The organism is Enterococcus sp. DIV1444a (assembly GCF_051712125.1).
Lineage (GTDB): Bacteria > Bacillota > Bacilli > Lactobacillales > Enterococcaceae > Enterococcus > Enterococcus faecalis.
The window spans coordinates 1,737,238-1,755,904 of record NZ_JBIOOG010000001.1 but is presented as its reverse complement, the minus strand read 5'-3'; the positions used below and the strand labels follow the sequence as shown (position 1 = coordinate 1,755,904).

Genomic DNA, 18,667 nt, shown 5'->3' with positions numbered 1-18,667 from the left:
TCTCCTTATAATAGGAGATATCTCCTATTTGTTTCTTCTATTTTAGCACATAATAGACGTATCAAGAGTAGAGGAGTTTTTATAATGTGGAAGAAAAAAATTGTGCTATCGTTTCTTTTTTATTTAATTAGTGCATTGGGCATCAGTTTGACAATTCAAGCAGGCATTGGAGTTAGTAGTTTTAATGCGTTTAATGTGACCTTTGCAACACTTACTCATTTAAAAGTCGGGACGGTTACTACGGCTATCAATTTAGCTTTTTTAGGCACGTGTTGGTTGTTAGATCAGGAGCGTAAAATTCAGGACTATTTGATTATTTTGGTGGCGTTAATCGGCTTTGGTTTTGTCATTAATTTTTTCTTGTATCAATTATTTGGTTCGCTTATTTTTCAAAATTATTTGGTTAAAATTGTTCTATTTATTTTAGGGACAATCATAGCAGGAATTGGAACAGGACAGGTAGTTGCGCTAGGTGTTTTGCAATTTCCCATTGAAAAATTTTGTACACTTATTTCTGAAAGAACGCGCTATAGTTTTCAGGTTTATCGATATTTAGTTGATATTTTTTGCGTCAGTTTAGCACTAGGATTGTCCATGAGTTATCATTTGCCGATTTTTGTTCGTGAGGGAACCGTGATCAGTCTTTTCCTACTTTCTTGGGTTATTAGTTGGTCGAGAAAGCGGGGGCAACAACGTATTTTACGAATACAAATCAAGAAACTGGAATCCGAATGAAAGGATTTCAGTTTTTTTCAAATGAGCAGAACTTTTATTTGAAAAAAAGAGTGGAAAACGGTATACTAATTAAGTAATTATTCATAACATTGGTTCTCCAATCAATGTTAAATAGTTTTTTCATGAGGGAGTAACTGACAGTATTTATGCTGTGACAACATCACCAACTCCGAAAGCAATTTCTGGTGTTGTCTTAAACGGTGAGACTTATGTATGTTCGACGAAGTAGCATACACAAGTCTATTTTTTTTCATTTATTTTTGATGGAATGTAAAATAGTACTTGAAGGATGCTGCAAAAAATAGAGGAGGAAGAACATGTCAGAAGAAAAGAAAACACAATTGTCTGAAGCGTTTTACGCACAAGACGACACAGTTGTTTTGGAGAAAATGAACACAACAACTGATGGATTAAGTGCACAGGAGGCTCAAAAGCGTTTAGAAACGTACGGGGAAAATGTGCTAGATGAAGGGAAGAAAAAATCACTTGCCGTGAAATTCTTTGAGCAATTCAAAGATTTTATGATTATTGTTTTATTAGCGGCAGCGGTCATTTCAGCCGTCTTTTCCCATGATGTGGTAGACTCGATTATCATCTTAGTGGTTGTTATCTTGAATGCTATCTTTGGGGTCATTCAAGAAGCTAAAGCGGAACAAGCCATTGAAGCATTAAAAGAAATGTCTTCACCAAATGCCAATGTTCGCCGTGATGGACACGTCATTACTGTTAAAAGTGATGAATTAGTACCAGGCGACATTGTTTTATTAGAAGCAGGCGATGTCGTTCCAGCCGATTTACGTTTATTGGAAGCGAATAGCTTAAAAATTGAAGAAGCAGCGTTAACTGGTGAATCTGTTCCAGTCGAAAAAGAAGTAACCATTTTAGAGGGAACCGATATTGGTATCGGTGACCGGATCAATATGGCTTATTCCAATAGTAATGTGACGTATGGACGCGGTCTTGGTGTTGTAGTTGGCACAGGAATGAATACAGAAGTCGGTAAAATTGCTGGCATGCTGGCAAGCGAACAAGAAACGGAAACGCCATTAAAACAAAACTTAAACCAATTGGGTAAAATGTTAACAATTGCCATTTTAGTCATTGCAGCGGTGATGTTTGTGGTAGGAATGATGAATGGTCGTTCATGGATTGACATGTTATTAACGTCAATTTCGTTAGCTGTAGCGGCAATTCCAGAAGGATTACCAGCGATTGTCACGATTATTTTGGCTTTAGGGACTCAAAAAATGGCCAAGAAAAATGCGATTGTCCGTAAGTTACCAGCCGTTGAAACATTAGGAAGTACAGATATTATCTGTTCAGATAAAACAGGTACATTAACCTTAAACCAAATGACCGTTGAAGCGTTGTATACAGATGGTCAAGTTTTATCTGCTTCAACAGAAATCCCTGCTGATAATATGGCTTTAAAAATCATGAACTTTACGAATGATACAAAAATCGCACAAGATGGTTCATTAATTGGTGACCCAACAGAAACTGCCTTAGTACAATTTGGTTTAGATCATGCGTTTAACGTAACCGAAAAAGTAGCAGCTGAACCGCGTGTGGCAGAAATTCCTTTTGACTCTGATCGTAAATTAATGACTACTGTTCATGAATTAAAAACAGGTGGTTTCTTGGTTTCTGTCAAAGGCGCGCCAGATGAATTATTGAAACGTTGTACGGAAATCTTATCAAATGGCGAAACAAGTCCATTAGATGAAACAAAACGTCAAGAAATTTTGAAAACCAACACCTCATTAGCGAAACAAGCCTTACGTGTTTTAGGAATGGCTTATAAATATGTTGAGACGATTCCAGCCGAAATGAGCTCTGAACTTGTGGAAAAAGATTTAACATTTGCTGGTTTAGTCGGTATGATTGACCCAGAGAGAAAAGAAGCTGCAGATGCTGTAAAAGTCGCGAAAGAAGCGGGTATTCGTCCAATCATGATTACTGGTGACCACCGTGATACAGCAGAAGCAATTGCGGCACGCTTAGGCATCATCAAAGAAGGCGACGACGATGCAGTCATTACAGGCGCTGAATTAAATGAATTGTCAGATGAAAAATTTGCACAAGTTGTAGGACAATACTCTGTCTATGCTCGTGTTTCACCAGAACACAAGGTTCGAATTGTTAAAGCGTGGCAACAAGAAGGAAAAGTGGTTGCTATGACTGGTGATGGCGTAAATGATGCCCCAGCCTTAAAAGCTGCTGACATCGGCATTGGTATGGGAATTACCGGAACCGAAGTATCGAAAGGTGCTTCAGATATGGTCCTAGCCGATGATAACTTTTCAACAATTATTGTGGCAGTAGAAGAAGGGCGTAAAGTCTTCTCAAATATCCAAAAAACGATTCAATATTTACTTTCAGCTAACTTAGGGGAAGTATTAACCTTGTTTATTGCAACGATGCTCAATTGGGATACCTTGTTACCTGTTCACTTATTGTGGATTAACTTAGTAACGGATACGTTCCCAGCGATTGCGTTAGGTGTGGAACCAGCAGAACGTGATGTGATGAGTCATGCCCCTCGTGGAAAAAAATCGAACTTCTTCTCTGGCGGCGTTTTAAGCAGTGTAGTTTACCAAGGGATTACGCAAGGAGCCTTGACTTTGATTGTGTATAAAATGTCAATTATGTTCCCAGCACATACCGCAGCTAACACAAACTTATCGGCGCAAGCGTTGTATGATTTACAACACGGCGATGCTTTAACCATGGCCTTCGCTACTTTGGGATTAATTCAATTGTTCCATGCCTTTAATGTGAAGTCGATTTATCAATCAATTTTCAAAGTTGGCTTGTTCCGCAACAAATCATTTAACTATGGGATTCTTGTTTCGTTCTTGCTATTAGCTGCAACGATTGTTATTCCAGGATTTAATGATTTATTCAGCGTCACACATTTAGATGCGTATCAATGGGCAATTGTAGCAGGTACTTCTTTTGCTATCATCCCAATTGTGGAAATTGTCAAGTTCTTCCAACGTAAAGCAGGTAAAGGTGCTTAATATAGAAAAAAGAAAATTGGCTGGTACTTAAACCAGTCAATTTTTCTTTATTCAAGGAGTGAAATGGCTTGAAACGGAAAATTATTTTCGAAACACAACGACTTATTGTCAGAGAATGGCAGTCGGAAGATAAAGCGGAATTGAAAAAATTTTTGCAAGATGAAAACGTAATGTATGCCTATGAACATGCTTTTTCTGACGAAGAAGTCGCAAACTGGCTAAAGTGGAACTTACAATCCTATCAAGAATACGGCTACGGCTTATGGGCGTTAGAGAAGAAAAAAACAGGCGAAGTCATCGGCGAGTGTGGTCTCACCAATCAATTAGTAAAAGGAAAGAGCTATCCAGAAATTGGTTATCATTTATGTGCCAAAGAATGGCATAAAGGGTATGCGATTGAAGCTGCCGCAGCGACAAAGCAGTACGCATTCGATGTGTTAAATTTTCCAGAAGTTATTTCAACGATTCGTGATACGAACTTAGCCTCTATGAATGTCGCTATTCGAAACCAGATGCTTGTTAGGGATCGATACATTAAAACATACTGTGGCAAAACGATGCCTCACTATATTTTCTCTGTTAAAAATCAAAAAAATAAAGATTGAAAAAGTGCCACTTGTCAGATGGAATAGAAAAAGTGTAAAATGGAGTGAAAGAGAAAAGGGAAAAGAGGGATGGTTATGAGACCAAATTTAGGATTTTATGTTCAAACAATTAATGATATCGTTAAAACAACAGAAGATATTGGCGAAGTCATGAATCCATATTACGAAGAAGTTCGTCAAGCGATTGATAAGAATAAAGTAAATGATTTAACAGCCGAACGAATTGCAGAAATTCAAGCAAAATTTAAAGAAGGTACTGAAAAATATGAATTAATGCTCAAAAAAGTCGGAACATTAAAACCGACACCACAAGTACTTGGCATTCACAAAAAATTTCAACATGCTTATACAGAATATGTAGCAGGATGCAATGAAATGATTTTAGCAACAGATCCAGAAACAGGTATTGATGCAGATTTATTTAATGCTTCAGAAGAAAAGCAGGATCAAGCAACGGATGAATTAACCTTTGCCATTACGCGGATGAGCAACATTCTTTTGAAAAAATAAAAAACTAATAAAAATAACTAACGAATTTAATATTTTTTTCATGTCTTTTTTATGGACAAAAGAGAAAGTGTATTGTATTATTAATTCATACCAACAACAACCTTTTTATTTTTCATTTTACTCTTATTGAGTAAATACTCCTTTTCCATCGGCAAAACTGCCGGTGGTTTTTTTGTTATTTTTTTATTTAATAATAAAACAACCTTTGATTTTATTAAAATCAAAGGTTGTTTTAGCTTGTTAATTTTCAACATTTCGCACATAATCATCAAAGTATTGAATTAACTCTTTCTTGATTTGTTGATAATCTGCTTCAGAATAGTTCTTTTCTTCCAGCGTACCATTAAAAAATGGCAAATTTAGTTCTTCTTTTAAACGTTCAATCACTTCTTCTTGCTTCATAAGGACCCCTTCTCAACGAATTGTTCTCTTCTATTATAGAACATTGTAGTCATCCGTCAATTGTTCAAAGGCAATTTTCATTTCCTCTAGACGTTCATTCAATTGATTGGTTTCATCTTCTTCATTGAAAAAATGTTGTTTTAATTCAAAATAAAAATTTTCGAAGGCTTGGAAAAAAGGCTCAGACTTGTTGTTTTCAAGAGCAGGAACACTTGTGTAGAGAACACGAGCGCTATGATAGTAAGTGAAAACCTCGTTAATATTTAATAAAATACGCGCTTCCTCTGGGCGTGGTCGACTTGTAACTAAGTCATGTAAAGATAAACTTTTTGTATGGGTTTCAGACAAATAAAATAAAAATAGTTCCAATTGCTCTTTTGTTGCAGACATGAAAACTCCTCCTCAAACAGTAGTAACATTTATTATAAATGAAAATGAAAGTGCTTGAAAAGCAATGCGCTCAGCAAAAATAATTATTTTAAGGGAAAAATATAGTTGTTGCTTTAGCATTCTTTTTAATCATGATAAACTGAGAGAAGTATAATAGGTCCTGACAGAGGAGGAAACAAATGAAAATTGTGATTATTGGTGCATCATTCGCAGGTATTTCCGCAGCAATTGCTTCAAGAAAAAAATATCCCCAAGCAGAAATTTCTTTAATTGATAAACAAGCAACAGTGGGGTATTTATCTGGTGGCTTAAGTGCGTATTTTAATCATACCATCAATGAATTACACGAAGCACGTTACATAACGGAAGAGGAATTACGTCGTCAAAAGATTCAGTTGCTTTTAAATAGAGAAGTCGTGGCAATGGATGTGGAGAACCAATTGATTGCTTGGTCACGAAAGGAAGAGCAACAGTGGTATTCTTATGATAAATTGATTTTAGCGACAGGCGCGAGCCAATTTTCCACGCAAATTCGGGGTAGTCAAACAGAAAAACTACTCAAGTATAAATTTTTATCAGGTGCTTTAGCGGCTGTTCCACTTCTGGAAAAGAGCCAGACAGTAGCCGTCATTGGTGCAGGACCTATTGGAGTAGAAGCAATTGATTTTCTTGTGAAAATGAAGAAAACGGTCCATGTTTTTGAAAGCTTGGAAAATCTATTGCCTAAATATTTTGATAAAGAAATGGTCGCAGAAGTTCAAAAATCTTTGGAAAAGCAAGCAGTAATTTTCCATTTTGAAGAAACGGTCCTAGGAATTGAAGAAACAGCACATGGTATTGTTCTTGAAACAAGCGAGCAGGAAATTTCTTGTGACAGTGGGATTTTTGCTTTAAACTTACATCCTCAATTAGCCTATTTAGATAAAAAAATTCAACGAAATCTGGATCAGACAATCGCGGTGGACGCTTATTTACAAACATCAGTGCCGAATGTTTTTGCCATCGGTGACTGCATTTCAGTTATGAATGAACCAGTCGCGGAAACTTTTTATGCCCCGTTAGTGAACAATGCGGTACGAACTGGCTTAGTAGTCGCCAACAATTTAGAAGAAAAAACACACCGATTCATTGGCTCTTTGCGAACAATGGGAACAAAAGTGGGGGACTATTATCTTGCTAGTACAGGTCTAACCGAAACGGAAGGGTTATTTTTTCCGCAAACACTTGCTTCCGTAATTGTTAGACAGCCAGCGCCGCCCCTACAACATGGGACAGAAATTTTAGGCAAATTAATTTATGATAAAGTGACGCAACGGGTCCTTGGGGCACAGCTTTGTTCAAAAAACAATTGTTTAGAAAAAATAAATACTTTAGCATTAAGTATCCAAACAGGTCAGACGCTGACAGACCTATTACAAAAAGATTATTTTTATCAACCTGCTTTAACCAATATTTATGATATTACAAATTTGATGGGTGCTTCGGCTTATTGGAGAGAGAACGATGAAAGTTGAGACGTTATTGGAAAAGAAAGCGATGCGACAATTATTAACGGTGCAACAAACCATCTTAGCAGGCGGTACCTGCTCAGTCTCTGATTTAACGGCATTTTTAGCGGTCACAAAAGCCTCCTTTGAAAAAGACTTAGAGGATTTACATTATTTTTTGAAACCTTTTGGACAAGATTGTCAGCTGACTTATGATGGCCAACAGCTATCAATCACCTTATCGGATTTTTTTTCGTTGAATCATTTAATTGAAGCATTTATAAAAGAGTCCCTTAAATTTCAACTTTTAGATTATTTATATCGTAATAAAGAGTTTTCTATTGTTCAATTAACGACCAAATTTATGATTAGTGAGTCTTCTTTATTTCGAAAAATTAAAGAACTTAATCAATTGTTAGCCGCCTTTGATCTGCAAATAAAAAATGGCCAACTACAGGGAGAAGAATTGCAGATTCGGTACTTTTACTTTCAGTTGTATTGGTATATTACTCCTTATGAAACACACCAGAAAAAAACGATGTCGCCGTTAAATAAACGGATAATTGAAGGGGTTGAGACTGGCTTAGGTTTTACTTTTAATGAACATAATGCGTTAAAAGTTAGTCTTTGGTTGAGTATTACGAAAAAGCGCCTAGCGGGCACTTCGAAAAAATATCAACAATTGAGAAAGAAAATGACTGATTTTAAAGAAGATCCTCTATTTAAGCAAGTTCGACAATTATTTTTCCGTTTTTCTAGTCGCTATTCATTAGAATTAGACGAAGGAGAAAGCATGATTCATTTTGTTTTTCTAATTACAATGTCGGTTTTACCAGAATCAGCTTTTGATGAATATTCCTTAATTCGGGGTCGTCGTTCCGCTGTTTCTTTAGCTGATACATTTATCATGGAAAATGTGGTCTTATATTATCGGCCCCATAAATTTGAACCTACTCTTGAGAAAACCATGGCTTATTATTTTTCACAAATTCATGGGAAACTGTATTTTTTTAAAGGAGAATTGGAAGTCTTTGATCGGGCCCATATTTGGGAAAAAGAACAACAATTATCTAGTCGGGAATTAGCTTCTTTTTCAAAAACGTTATTAGAAAAAGCTTTAGCTTGTTTTGATGAAACGTATCAACCAGGAGATAGTTTACATGAACTTTCTTTGGTCAAATATTTAAGCGTGTTGGCATTAATTGAATTTAAAATGATTGGCGAAATAAAAATTGGGATTCACTTAGCGATGGATGCTCTTTATCAAGCGGCGTTAACACAAGTATTAATGCTCAGTCTTAAAAATATGAATGGCACGCTGGTGGAGAGGTATCAGCCTGAACAAACATATGATTTAATTGTGACCAATTATCAGCAAACGAGCTATCAAGGAACACCGGAAGTCTATGTTTTGTCAGAATTAAGTTCGACCTATGATGTGCAACAATTAAAAAAGAAAATACGCACCTTGCGGGAGAAATAAACAAAAGGTTGGTGTGAAGGAAATTATCTGATCCTCACAACCAACCTTTTTACCACTAAAAGTCGAAAATTAGGCTTTTTTAAACAAAAATGTTTCTTTTTATTGAAAAATTAGAGATAATAAAAGTATTGTTGAAAGCGTTGTCTTTGTTGGTTTTAGTAGAAATCCTTTCAATTTTTTTAAAATAAAAAAAGTTTTTGACATGTTTAGTTATTCTTTTGTTTGTAAGATAGGGACGTAAAGAAAACGATTTCAAAAACGTTTAGGAGGAATTATCATGGCAGAAGAAAAATACATTATGGCGATTGATCAAGGAACGACTAGTTCTCGTGCAATTATTTTTGATAAAAAAGGAAACAAAATTGGTAGTTCACAAAAGGAATTTACTCAATATTTTCCTAATGCAGGCTGGGTGGAACATAATGCCAATGAAATTTGGAATTCTGTTCAATCCGTTATTGCAGGTTCTTTAATTGAGTCAGGAGTGAAACCTACAGATATTGCCGGAATTGGGATTACAAACCAACGGGAAACAACCGTTGTTTGGGACAAAGCAACGGGGTTACCAATTTATAACGCAATCGTTTGGCAATCACGCCAAACGACACCGATTGCTGATCAACTAAAAGAAGATGGCTACAGCGAAATGATTCATGAAAAAACCGGGTTAATCATTGATGCTTATTTCTCAGCAACGAAGGTTCGTTGGATCTTAGATCACGTAGAAGGTGCGCAACAACGTGCAGAAAATGGAGAATTGATGTTTGGAACGATTGACACTTGGCTCGTTTGGAAATTAACGGGAGATACTCATGTCACTGATTATTCAAATGCAAGTCGGACGATGTTGTTTAATATCCATGATTTAGATTGGGATCAAGAAATTTTGGATCTTTTAAATATCCCACGCGTGATGTTACCAAAAGTCGTTTCGAACTCTGAAGTGTATGGCTTAACAAAAAATTACCATTTTTACGGAAGTGAAGTTCCTATCGCTGGGATGGCTGGTGACCAACAAGCCGCCTTATTTGGTCAAATGGCCTTTGAACCTGGAATGGTTAAAAATACCTATGGAACAGGCTCATTTATTGTCATGAACACTGGCGAAGAACCTCAACTTTCTAAAAATAATCTGCTTACCACTATTGGTTATGGCATTAACGGCAAAGTATATTATGCCTTAGAAGGAAGTATCTTCGTGGCTGGTTCAGCAATTCAATGGTTACGAGATGGCTTAAAAATGTTGCAAACGGCTGCGGAATCTGAAGCAGTAGCCAAAGCGTCAACAGGGCACAATGAAGTTTATGTGGTTCCTGCATTCACTGGTTTGGGTGCACCATATTGGGATTCACAAGCGCGTGGGGCTGTCTTTGGATTGACACGCGGTACCACGAGAGAAGATTTTGTCAAAGCGACACTTCAAGCAGTTGCGTATCAAGTTCGTGACATTATTGACACGATGAAAGAAGATACAGGCATAGACATTCCTGTCTTAAAAGTAGACGGTGGCGCAGCAAACAATGATTTCTTGATGCAATTCCAAGCGGATATTTTAAACACTGCTGTTCAAAGAGCCCATAACTTAGAAACAACGGCCTTAGGCGCAGCTTTCTTGGCGGGCTTAGCGGTTGGCTTCTGGAAAGACTTAGAAGAAATCAAAGCATTCCAAGAAGAAGGCCAACAATTTGAACCAATTATGGCGGAAGAAGAAAGAGAAGATTTATATGAGGGTTGGCAACAAGCAGTAGCAGCTACCCAACAATTCAAACGTAAAAATAAGTAAATGGAAAAGGGGAATTTTCTATGACTTTCTCAATAGAAACACGCCGACAATCAATCGACGCTTTAAAAACACAACACTTAGATGTCTTAATTATCGGTGGTGGCATTACTGGCGCAGGCGTTGCCCTGCAAGCCAGTGCCGCTAAAATGAAGACAGGATTAATTGAAATGCAGGATTTCGCAGAGGGCACCTCTTCACGATCAACCAAATTAGTTCATGGTGGTATCCGCTATTTGAAAACGTTTGATGTAGAAGTAGTGGCGGATACGGTTAAAGAACGAGCCGTTGTTCAATCAATTGCGCCACATATCCCTAAAGCGGATCCCATGTTATTGCCGATTTATGATGAGCCAAATGCAACATTTAACCTATTTTCTGTCAAAATAGCAATGGATTTATACGATCAGTTAGCTGATGTTACAGGTACTAAGTACGCCAATTATCTGTTAACAAAAGACGAGGTTTTGGCACGTGAGCCACAACTAAAAAGTGAAGGTCTACAAGGTGGCGGTGTTTATTTAGATTACCGAAATAATGATGCTCGTTTAGTTATTGAAAATATTAAACAAGCAGTAGCTGACGGGGCGCATGCTGTGAGTCGGGTTCAAGCGGTGGGCTTTTTATACAATGATGAAGGGAAAATTACTGGCATTCAAGCAAAGGATCTACTAACTGACGAACAGTTTGAGATTCACGCAGATGTTGTGATTAATACTACTGGTCCTTGGTCAGATAAATTAAGAGGCTTAGATAAAAACGAATCATTCACACCACAAATGCGTCCGACCAAAGGAGTCCATTTAGTTGTAGACAAAAGCCGTTTAAACGTCCCTCAACCAACGTATTTTGATACAGGTAAACAAGATGGCCGCATGGTCTTTGTTGTTCCTAGAGAAGAAAAAACATATTTTGGGACGACGGATACAGATTACCATGGAGATTTTCAACATCCAACAGTAGAACAAAGTGATGTTGATTACCTATTGGAAGTAGTAAATAATCGTTATCCAGAGGTACAATTAACAATTGATGATATTGAAGCCAGCTGGGCCGGTTTACGACCGTTAATTTCTGCTAACGGTGGCTCAGATTATAATGGTGGAAACAATGGCAAACTTTCAGATAAAAGTATTGATGAAGTCATTGATGTCGTTGACAGATACCAAAAAAAACAAACAGATAAACGAGAAATTGAAGAAGTCCTAAACCATCTGGAAGACAGTTTGGTGGAAAATAAAGTCAATCCTTCAGCTGTTTCTCGAGGCAGTTCATTGGAAAGATCAGCGGATGGCTTGCTAACTTTGGCTGGTGGGAAATTAACAGATTATCGTAAAATGGCAGAAGGTGCGATGAAAATGATTCAAACCATCTTAGCAGAAGAATACCAAAAAGAATTCACCTTAATTGATTCTAAAAACTATCCAGTTTCAGGTGGGAAATTGAATCCTGCAACGGTAGATGAAGAATTAGAAGCGTTGGCAAAACATGGCGTGTCTAAAGGGTTAAGTGAAAAGGATGCACTATACTTAGCTCATTTATATGGCTCTAACGTACCGACTGTTTTTGAAATGATTGATCATGCAAAAGTAATTCCTGGTTTAACCTTAACGGAAACTGTCTCTTTAAACTATGCGATGGAAGAAGAAATGGCTTTAACACCCGTTGACTTTTTATTACGACGGACCAACCACTTATTGTTTATGCGTGATCGTTTGGACCAAGTAAAAGCGGGAGTCATTGAAGAAATGGCACAGCATTATCAGTGGACAGCGGAAGAAAGAGCACGACAAATTGAAACATTAGAAAAAGTAATTGAAGAATCAGATTTAAAAAATTTGAAAGTAGGGTGAAGGAAAAATGGGAACTTCGATGATGACACAATTATTCGGTGAATTTTTCGGAACGATGATTTTAGTTTTACTAGGAGATGGCGTCTGTGCCGCAGTTAACTTGAAGAAAAGCAAAGCCTTTGCTTCTGGTTGGGTCGTTATTGCTTTAGGTTGGGGCGCTGCTGTTACATTAGCTGTTTACATGTCTGGGTATATGAGTCCAGCGCATTTAAATCCTGCTGTAACAGTTGCGATGGCAATTACGGGAAATTTTGAATGGGGCATGGTTTTACCTTATATCGTAGCTCAAGTCCTAGGCGGTTTTATTGGTGGTTTAGTTGTCTGGTTAGCTTATTTACCCCATTGGAACATTACAGAGGACAAAGGCGCTATTTTAGGAACCTTTGCAACTGGTCCAGCTGTCCGTAACTATCCAGCCAATGTTTTAACAGAAATTATCGGCACATTTGTCTTGGTTTTTGGCTTACTAGCCTTTTCTCAAAACGACTTAGCGGCTGGGATTAACCCAATGCTTGTGGGGATTTTGGTCTTAGGACTAGGTCTATCATTAGGCGGACCTACAGGTTATGCAATTAACCCTGCACGTGATTTAGGACCTCGTTTAGCGCACCAAATTATTCCTGTGAAAACAAAAGGTGATTCCGATTGGGCGTATTCTTGGGTGCCAATTGTGGGACCTATCTTAGGTGCTTCATTAGCTGCAGTAATTTATTTATTCACTATTTAATAGAAAAAACGGATAACTAACTGAATAGAAAAAAAGAACGAACCCAGAAATCTACACTGATTTTTGGGTTCGTTCTTTTTTATTGTAAATCGAAAATAGCGATACTTATTTTACTGAAAATTAATTCCCAATCTTCCCGGGTTAACTCTTCTTCTAAAATATAAATTCGTTCAATTTTTTCAGGCAAATTAAATATAGGATAATCAGTAATAACAATGTCGCAAGTTGAAAAATTCGTTCGTTCAAAAATAATGTCCTCACTAAACGCTTGTTTAATTTTCATCATGATAAAACTCGCAATGTAAAAATCACGAGAATACGACACACCAATTTTTATTTTAGTACGCGGGCTATAATGTTTATAGATTCTTAGTAGTAATTCGCATGTCCAATCAGGATTTTCTTGGTCTTTAAATTCTAATTGATAAGGAAAGTTACCTGAAAAACTTTGATAAAAATCATAAATTTCTTTCTGTAAAGTCTTTTGGCTATCATTGTTTTTATTGACTAAAAAATCTAGAATTGCTGTATTTGGCTGTTTGGAAATAAACAGTTGATTATAAACAACATTTTTAAATAAAATAAGTAAAAAGTAATGACGATCAAATTCACGCATTTGAGAGATATTGAATGTTTGGCAAAAAGTGTCTAATAATTTTTCAACATATTGATATTCTAGACATTGTTTATTTTTTAAAGAAGTTAACAAATATAATGCACGTTCAGAAGAATCAAGATTGTCAATGGCCAGCGGGGCAATGATGTTTACTACGTTTTTTTGATTTTCTGAAAAACTTGAAATTGTACTAAATATATTTAATTCTGGTTCTGAATACAGAGTTAAGTAAGACTTTTGTTCCATGTCTTTTTCAAGGTAATCTTCTGAAGTATAAGGAAAACGATAGTTAGAAATGTGTAAAAGTAAGTTTAACTTTAACTGTGAAGCTAACTCTAAACGCTCGGAAATTTCCGGTTTAATATGTTCTGATAAAATATTTTTAAAATATTTTGATGTATAACGTGGCAAAGAAAGTAAATTTAAAAAAATTGTCCAATACACATCTAAAAAAGCATATAGAACTTGAAATTCAGTACCAGAAATTACTTTAGTTGATGAAGGAGAAAAATGGACAGAAATACCATATAAATCCAGCAATTTATTAAGATTGTTCAAACGCTTATAGATATAAGAGGAACTGAAATTGGTTTCTTGGCTAACTTTCCAAACAGAATTATTTTCTTTTTTTAAAATAGCTTTGAAAAGAATATAATCAGTAGATTGTAAACAATAATAATTGAATAGCAAAAAATAATGAAATAAAAAATCGTTACTAGTTGTATACAATGAAATTGTTCCATGATTAATTTGTATTTCTAAGGTACTTTCGGGGATGTTAGTTAAGTCTTCCTGGATTTCATGAAGGTAGATAGATAAATTTTTATTGGACAAATTAAATATTTGGGCAATAACAGATAACTTGGGGTTGTTTCGTTTCGCTAAATACAAAAAGACATCTAACTTTTTTTGAGTTTTTTTTGAAAGCAGAAATGTTTTTATGGCATCTTGCGTTTTTATGAGACTCACTCCTTAATAATAGCTTCTATTTTATTATAATAGTTATTATAAAAAATAGCTCGGAAATTGATTATCTAAATCGTTCTTTTTTTTAGAAGTTATAAAGTAAACCAAACGAAAAAAATTGAGTAAAATATACTTACTATATTACTGTATATCAGAAGTATAGATTAATAGATTAGTGGAGGCTAATAAATGAAAAAAGTAGTTGCGTTATTAAGTGTGCTGTTTACGCTTGCACAATTAGTTATTTTACCAGTTGTACAAGCAGCTGAAATTCCAACTGGTTCAAAAAATTTTGCACCTGTGGGAATTAATACTGCGACCCGAACGTGGAACGATGGAATCCCGCTCCAAGGTTCTTATTTAACGGTAGACAGCGACGGAATAATTAAAGGGTTTGCGAAAGATCAAAATGGTGTGCCATGGGATGGACAAAAGTTTAAAAATACGACAGATAATATTTTGGCATATTGTTTGAATTTTAATCAGGCAACGCCAAATGGGTCTGCCATACCTGCAGATGACTTAACACAAGAGCAAAAAGTATTATTGTCAAATTTATTAAAACTAGGATACGTTGAGCAAGGACAAAATGTTTACAAAGGTCCTGGCGTTCGGACATTGAGTAACATCGATGCATACACAACGACCCAATGGATGGTCCATGAAATTGTACCAACATGGGATATGAGTCAATTTACGATTACTAATCCACAGCTTGCTGCTGGAGTAGCAAATTTGCGTGAGTGGATTCATCAAGATTTATCTATTAAGTTAGAAAAAATTGGTGAGGTTGTTTCTAACGAATCCACATATCGTCAAAGCTATCGTTTGACAGCTCCTTTTAATTTACAAGGAAGTGCGATGATTACTTTAAGTAAAGATATCGCAGATGCACAAATTATTACCAAATCGGGAACTAAAGCGGTAGGTATGACGACAGGCGTAGAAATTGCAGTTGGTGAAGAATTTGTAATTTCTGTTCCAGATGCAACTCCAACAGATGAGATTCAAGTCGTTGCGAATGGCGGAACTACTTCCTTTACATTTATGAAATATGATCGACCAGCAGGCACAAATCAGCAACAATCATTAGTGATAGGTGATCAGTATATCGCGAAAGACGAGCAAACTGAGGCATCAATGAATTGGATTACAGAAACCCCTAATGAGCAACCAAAAAAAGTAACAGTACGCACAACAGCAACAAATAAAACGGATGGAACAAAAGTTGTTGAGCCAGAAAAAATAGCAACAATTCGTGATGAAATCCATTATGAAAATTTAATACCAAATAGAGAGTATACTATTTCAGGAAAACTGATGGATAAAGTGACTGGTGAAGCTTTATTAGTGAACGATCTACCTATTACTGCAGAAAAAACATTTATTCCAACAGAATCAAACGGTTTTGAAAGGTTAGATTTTACATTTGATGCAAGCTTGTTAGCTGGGAAAACAATTGTTGTTTTTGAAAAATTATTCCTAGAAAACAGAGAAATTGCATCACACGAAGATATCAATGATGTCGATCAAACTGTGACAATCAACGAAACTGAAAAACCGAAAATTCCTAATACGCCTAACAATCCAAGAGAAGAAATTAAAATACAAACAACAGCAACAGACAAAGAATCTGGATTGAAAGTGTTAGAACCACTAGCGAAAGTTATAATTGAAGATAAAATTAATTATGAGGGCTTAAAGGTAAATCAGAAATATACTATTGTCGGACAGTTGATGGACAAAGCAACGGGTCAACCGTTGGAAGTTGATGGCAAAGCAGTGACGGCTGAAACAACCTTTACGCCTACACAGTCAAAAGGCACGACAACAGTCGAATTTACAGTAAAAGCTAGTGAATTAGCTGGCAAAAAAGTGGTCGTTTTTGAATACTTATACGAAGGAGAAAGTTCCAATCCTATTGCTGAACATGCCGATTTAGATGATGAAAAACAAACCGTTCTTTTCACAACACCAACCATCGCCACAACCGCGACAAATAAAGAAAACGGTCAAAAAGATCTTGTACCAAGTAAACAAGTAACGATTGTGGATAATGTTTTTTATAAAAATTTAATTAAAGGTAATGAATATGTCATCCAGGGAACATTAATGAATAAAGAAACAGGACAACCGTTATTGGTAGATGGCAAAGCAGTGACGGCGACACAAGTTTTTGTGGCCAAAAGCCAAGAGGGCGTCGTTCAACTTGAATTTACTTTTGATGGTACAAGTTTAGAAGGAAAAGAAGTTGTCGTCTTTGAACGCTTGATGCGTCAAGGTACAGCAATTGCATTGCATGAGGATATCAATGACAAGAACCAAACTGTTTACTTCCGTACTCCAGCAAAAGAAGTCAACGATACAAAAGTTACACACAATAAAAATCCGCAAAAACAATCACCACTTAAAACAGATTTAAGAAAAAAAGTTTTACCTAAAACTGGCGAAAATCAAAAAATGAGTCTACTTCTGGTAGTTATTGGTATTCTTATGATCTCTTTGGTTCTTTTCTATATCTCTAAAAAGAAAAAAGCGTAAATTAAAAACTAGTAAAAAAGTGACCGACTCCATAAACGAAAAGGAATAGGCACCATTTCTTTCCTAATATTAGGTTTTAAGCACAAGCCTGGGGCAAAAATCTAAAATGATTTTTGCCCCAGGCTTGAAATCTTATAATAGGAAGAACAAAAGTAACAACCTTTAAGATGCTTTTTGATATTCATTTTCACAGGTAGGCCCCTCAAAAATGTAGCTCTAAAAAGTGGTATTGCTTTACTACAAAGCATAAACAGATGAAAGTAATATTGCCACTTTGGGAAGAATTTAGCTTTAGAGCTGAATACTATTTCTTAATTAAACATTCGTTATAATATTGCCTTTTCGGGTTCCGTCTCATCGTTCTGCTTGTTGTGATTATTACACAAACAAAACACAAACACATTCGGGAACGGCAACATCTTTTTGAATCATTTCTAATAAGCCTGTTTCTTGGTTCCGACGATAAAGTGTTAAATTATCAGAGTCTTGATTAGCGACAACAACGAAATCTTCAGAAGCATCTAAATCGAAATCTCGCGGAATCTCGCCTTCGGTTGAAATTAATTGAATTCGTTCAATCGCTTCGCCGTTTTCTGAAACAGCATAGACAGCAATCGAGTTATGGCCACGGTTTGAAGCATAAAGGAAACGGCCATCAGAAGAAATACGAATCGCAGCACCACCATTAAACGCATCATAATCAGCAGGCAAAGTAGAAACTTTTTGTAATTCAGTGAAAGAACCATCTGTTTCATCATATGAAAGAACTGAAACAGTGCTATCTAATTCGCCAAATAGATAAGCCAATGATTTTGTTGGGTGGAACACTAAATGACGTGGACCAGTCCCTGGCTCAGTCACGAATTGAGCGATTTCAGAAAGTTTTCCGTCTAAGCTAACATTATACGTATACACACGATCGGTCCCAAGATCACAGACGACTAAGCGTTGGTCAGGCGTTAAATCTGTGTAATGAACATGGGCATTGTTTTGGTTTTCATGAGGACCAGTTGGCTCTGTATGAATTACTTTGTCAGCATCTTCCAATGAGCCATCTTCCAAGATACGATACACGTGAACAATACCTTGGTGATAATTTGCTGCATAGACAAGTTGTCGGTTTTCGTCAACAGCTACATAACATGGCGGCGCACCTTCCTCAGTTACTTTATTCAATAAGTTAAAATGGTCCATTTCTGGTTGATAAGCGGCAGTGCCACCTTCACCGTCAACACTAGTGACGCTAAAAAGTTCGCCCTTTTGACTCAGAGCAAGATAGGTAGGACTCGTTTCTTCTAATAAAAGTGTCGCTTCTGTTAAACGACCTTGTGTTGTATCTAATGCAATTTTATAAATGCCTTGGCTGGCTCTTCGAGTATAGGTACCTAGTAAAATTTGTTCTAACATCACAATTCCTCCAATTTGTTTCAACACAATCACTTTTTATGAAAGTGCTTTTATATAATGTAGTATACCATAAGAAGTCTAAGAACAATAAAACTTTCTATCTGAGATGTTCGCATTTTAAAGTGGTTTGTGCTATTATGAT

The 18,667-nt window shown here is 36.3% G+C and carries 14 protein-coding genes; 10 read left to right on the top strand and 4 right to left on the bottom strand.

Annotation, left to right across the window (positions count from 1 at the left end; all coding sequences use genetic code 11):
* Positions 1-84: 84 nt before the first annotated feature.
* From IGI87_RS08560 to IGI87_RS08545, 4 genes are all read left to right on the top strand, one after another.
* A complete protein-coding gene (locus IGI87_RS08560) occupies positions 85-735 on the top strand; it encodes a YczE/YyaS/YitT family protein (protein ID WP_104854090.1) in 651 nt (216 codons plus the stop codon).
* A 317-nt stretch (positions 736-1,052) separates the two neighbouring features.
* Positions 1,053-3,758: an HAD-IC family P-type ATPase gene (locus IGI87_RS08555; RefSeq protein ID WP_202564864.1), complete on the top strand. Its 2,706-nt coding sequence runs from the start codon at positions 1,053-1,055 to the stop codon at positions 3,756-3,758.
* Between the two features lie 68 nt (positions 3,759-3,826).
* Positions 3,827-4,363 (top strand): GNAT family N-acetyltransferase, encoded by a 537-nt coding sequence (locus IGI87_RS08550; protein ID WP_438736662.1) that lies wholly within the window; start codon positions 3,827-3,829, stop codon positions 4,361-4,363.
* A gap of 69 nt (positions 4,364-4,432) precedes the next feature.
* A complete protein-coding gene (locus IGI87_RS08545; RefSeq protein ID WP_002385841.1) occupies positions 4,433-4,873 on the top strand; it encodes a hypothetical protein in 441 nt (146 codons plus the stop codon).
* A gap of 240 nt (positions 4,874-5,113) precedes the next feature.
* On the opposite strand, the gene IGI87_RS08540 is transcribed toward IGI87_RS08545, so the two are convergent.
* A complete protein-coding gene (locus tag IGI87_RS08540) occupies positions 5,114-5,275 on the bottom strand; it encodes a hypothetical protein (RefSeq protein ID WP_002357133.1) in 162 nt (53 codons plus the stop codon).
* Positions 5,276-5,308: 33 nt separating this feature from the next.
* Entirely contained in the window at positions 5,309-5,665 is a 357-nt protein-coding gene (locus IGI87_RS08535; protein ID WP_002357135.1) for a hypothetical protein, read from the bottom strand.
* A gap of 179 nt (positions 5,666-5,844) precedes the next feature.
* Here IGI87_RS08535 and IGI87_RS08530 point away from each other — a divergent pair, with 179 nt between their 5' ends.
* The 5 genes from IGI87_RS08530 to IGI87_RS08510 all read left to right on the top strand — a co-directional run bounded on the left by IGI87_RS08530 (position 5,845) and on the right by IGI87_RS08510 (position 12,995).
* Complete coding sequence (locus IGI87_RS08530; RefSeq protein WP_438736660.1) at positions 5,845-7,179, top strand: FAD-dependent oxidoreductase; 1,335 nt, start codon at positions 5,845-5,847, stop codon at positions 7,177-7,179.
* Positions 7,169-8,635: a helix-turn-helix domain-containing protein gene (locus IGI87_RS08525; RefSeq protein ID WP_280210767.1), complete on the top strand. Its 1,467-nt coding sequence runs from the start codon at positions 7,169-7,171 to the stop codon at positions 8,633-8,635. Before IGI87_RS08530 ends, IGI87_RS08525 begins: the two co-directional genes overlap by 11 nt.
* Before the next feature lie 277 nt (positions 8,636-8,912).
* Entirely contained in the window at positions 8,913-10,418 is a 1,506-nt protein-coding gene (gene glpK, locus IGI87_RS08520; protein WP_438736658.1) for a glycerol kinase GlpK, read from the top strand.
* Positions 10,419-10,438: 20 nt separating this feature from the next.
* Positions 10,439-12,268 (top strand): type 1 glycerol-3-phosphate oxidase, encoded by a 1,830-nt coding sequence (glpO, locus tag IGI87_RS08515; RefSeq protein WP_104854084.1) that lies wholly within the window; start codon positions 10,439-10,441, stop codon positions 12,266-12,268.
* 7 nt (positions 12,269-12,275) lie between these two features.
* Positions 12,276-12,995: an MIP/aquaporin family protein gene (locus IGI87_RS08510; RefSeq protein WP_002357140.1), complete on the top strand. Its 720-nt coding sequence runs from the start codon at positions 12,276-12,278 to the stop codon at positions 12,993-12,995.
* A 79-nt stretch (positions 12,996-13,074) separates the two neighbouring features.
* Here IGI87_RS08510 and IGI87_RS08505 read toward each other — a convergent pair whose 3' ends face one another.
* Entirely contained in the window at positions 13,075-14,580 is a 1,506-nt protein-coding gene (locus IGI87_RS08505; protein ID WP_104854083.1) for a helix-turn-helix domain-containing protein, read from the bottom strand.
* A gap of 186 nt (positions 14,581-14,766) precedes the next feature.
* On the opposite strand from IGI87_RS08505, the gene IGI87_RS08500 reads away from it, so the two are divergent.
* On the top strand, positions 14,767-17,118 hold the full coding sequence (locus tag IGI87_RS08500) for a VaFE repeat-containing surface-anchored protein (protein WP_438736656.1): 2,352 nt from the start codon (positions 14,767-14,769) through the stop codon (positions 17,116-17,118).
* A 378-nt stretch (positions 17,119-17,496) separates the two neighbouring features.
* Here the strand turns inward: IGI87_RS08500 and IGI87_RS08495 are convergent, their stop codons facing one another.
* Entirely contained in the window at positions 17,497-18,525 is a 1,029-nt protein-coding gene (locus tag IGI87_RS08495; protein ID WP_104854081.1) for a lactonase family protein, read from the bottom strand.
* Positions 18,526-18,667 lie beyond the last annotated feature (142 nt).